The organism is Phaeovulum molybdatiresistens, from assembly GCF_023544865.1.
Taxonomy (GTDB): Bacteria; Pseudomonadota; Alphaproteobacteria; order Rhodobacterales; family Rhodobacteraceae; genus Pontitalea.
In genome coordinates this window covers 1-2,678 of record NZ_JAMJFX010000065.1, presented here as the reverse complement: position 1 = coordinate 2,678, position 2,678 = coordinate 1, and the positions used below count along the sequence as shown (strand labels likewise).

The 2,678-nt window shown below is 57.7% G+C and carries 1 protein-coding gene; it reads left to right on the top strand.

Going from position 1 to position 2,678, the window contains the following annotated elements; genetic code table 11:
- Nucleotides 1-304: 304 nt before the first annotated feature.
- A complete protein-coding gene (locus MXB90_RS17625; RefSeq protein ID WP_250046714.1) occupies nucleotides 305-2,254 on the top strand; it encodes an oxidoreductase in 1,950 nt (649 codons plus the stop codon).
- The last annotated feature ends 424 nt before the right edge of the window (nucleotides 2,255-2,678 follow it).

The following is a 2,678-nucleotide window of genomic DNA, read 5'->3' as shown; positions in this document are numbered from 1 at the left end:
TTCATCGGAATCTCCTCGTCCATCATGCCGAGAAAATTCTACCTTCGCATCCCCTTAACCACGGGGAGGATTACCCTACGAGAACGCGATACGAATCTGACACCCTGAAGCAGCCATTGTCTGCGAGCGGTGCGGATCGGGCTATCCGCCTGTGCCGCGGCCCCGGCATCCGCTGATGGCAATATTTCTGTACACAAATACGACAAGTTCATTGATCTGATAGCCCACCCTATGCATTCTTTAATTTACAATTAATAATACAAAAACTCGAAAATCGTCACGCAGCGTGAGGAGCGGACCAAACATGGCATTGTACGACAACCTTTTTGAACCTTTAAAAATCGGGGCGCTCGAAATCCCCAACCGCATCGTGCGCTCGGCCCACAGCGTCGCGCTGGGTGGTGAAGAGTTGATCGCCTACCACGAGGCGCGTGCAAGGGGAGGGGTCGGCATGTCAGTGCTACAGGCAACGAGCGTTGCCGCGGCAGAGCCGAGCCACATTCCGGCATTCAGTGACGACGTGCTACCTTTTTATGAGAGCATCTCCAAGCGGTTGCACAAACATGGCATGAAGGTCCTCTTGCAGCTCTATCACCGTGGCGCATCCGGACGGGTCGAGACCAACCTGCAAACCTTGCTGAGCGTGGGCGAGGTGCCCAATCCGCTGTTTAACATCACACCGATGCAGATCACCCGCACACGTATCCACGAATTGATCGCAGAATTCGCCTCCGCCGCACGTCGTTGTCGCGACGGTGGTCTCGACGGGATCGAACTTCACGCATCTTCGGGCTACCTGCTCCACGAATTTCTTTCTCCTGCGCTCAACCAGCGCACCGACGAATACGGGGGATCGTTCGAAAACAGGATGCGGCTGCTTGACGAGATCATCAACGCGGTACGCGCCGAGGTGGGCCCCGATTTCGCGCTCGGCGTACGAATTCCGAACGACGATTTCGTGCCCGGCGGCCTCGACCCGGAGGAAAACGCCAAGATCGCAGCGGCGCTTGACGGCAGGGTCGATTACATCGGCCTGCATATGAGTTCCTACTGGCGCTTCCACCGCTTCATGGCCCCCACCGACGACCCGCTCGGCACCGAAATGCCCGCAAACAACAAGGTGACCGTCGGCCTTAAGACGCCCACCATGGTGACTGGCCGGATTATGACTCTGGACCATGCCAGCGCGATCGTTCGGGATGGCCAAGGCGACATGGTGTCGATGGTACGGGCGCTCATTGCCGACCCGGAACTCGTCAATAAGGCCCGGCGACGCGAAGAACACCGGATCAAACCCTGCATCAGCACCAATATTGGTTGTGTCGGGCAGTATATGAGCAAGGGCGTCATGACCTGCGTCGTCAACCGCGCCGCGGCGCGGGAGCTTCATGTCGACGACGAAGGACGGACCGCAACGAAGCCGAAGAAAATCCTCGTCGTCGGCGGAGGCCCTGCCGGACTTGAGGCAGCACGACTAGCAGCCCTTCGCGGGCACGACGTCGAACTGCACGAGGCCGGCGCGCGACTCGGCGGGCAACTTCTCCTGGCCGCGAAAGCGCCGCACAGGGCAGATATCGGTCAGATCGTGGACTGGCAGATCAGCGAACTTGAAATCCTCGGTGTCGACGTCCAACTCAATTCACTCGTGGACGAGGCCATGATCGAGGCCAGCGAAGCTGATGAGATCATCCTCGCAACCGGCACGACACCACGCACTGATTTTCAAATCATGCTGCCGGCCGATGATATACCCGGTCACGACCTGCCGCATGTCTACACGAGCTGGGACGTGCTCGGGGCCGGACGCCCCGTTACGAAGGGAAAGCGCGCTGTTGTCTTTGACGACACTGGCACATTCGAGGCAATCTCGGTCGCCGACGTCCTGCTCGATTCCGGGTTTCAGGTAACGATGGTGAGCCGCTTCGAAAAGATTGGAGAGACACTGCCTTACACACCGGTAACGGTAGGTGCTGCCCGGGAACGACTAATGTCGAAAGACTTCGATTTCATCGGTGGGCACCACATCTTAGAAATCACGAAAGGTCAGGTCGATTTCGGCGTTCTATTCACCAAACGAGTTCGGTCAGTAGAGGCGGATACTGTCGTCATTGTCGGCTTCAATCAGCCCAACCGTTACCTGGTCGAAACGCTGGAGGCGCAAGGTCGCCGGATACATCTCGTCGGCAACGTATCAGGCCGCAGTGACCTTATGAGCGCGCTCCACAGCTCAGCGGAATGTATGGACGCATTGTAAAAATGTATGCGGCTTCCACGGCCCATTGATTGAGGTAAGAGAGACACAGGTCGCCAATGATCTGTCCTGACCATTCTCCGTGCCCATGAGCATCGGAGGTGTTGGGGCGGAAAAATGGGCGTCCATTTGGATGGGTGCTCGAGTGGTGATGGACTTGCCCGGGAAAAGTGGAAAGCACCAACTGAGGAACCAGGAGGTGTTCTATGAGAAATGGAAACAGACCGACGCCGGAGTTTCGGCGTGGTCGTGTCTCGGAAGTGGTGGAAATTTGAAGGCGGCGTAATCTCCGGGTGAACATCCACCCACCCACCCAACCGGCGGCGGCAACCGCCAGGGAGATCACGCGGGGGTAATCCCCCCATTTCTAGCGGGGTGCATCCGTAGAATTCACGCGACCATCTTCAGTTTCTGGGCGGGTGTGATG

Excerpts from the sequence above, each read along its gene's own strand:
- MXB90_RS17625 (WP_250046714.1), top strand. The coding sequence starts at position 305 with ATGGCATTGTACGACAACCTTTTTGAACCTTTAAAAATCGGGGCGCTC.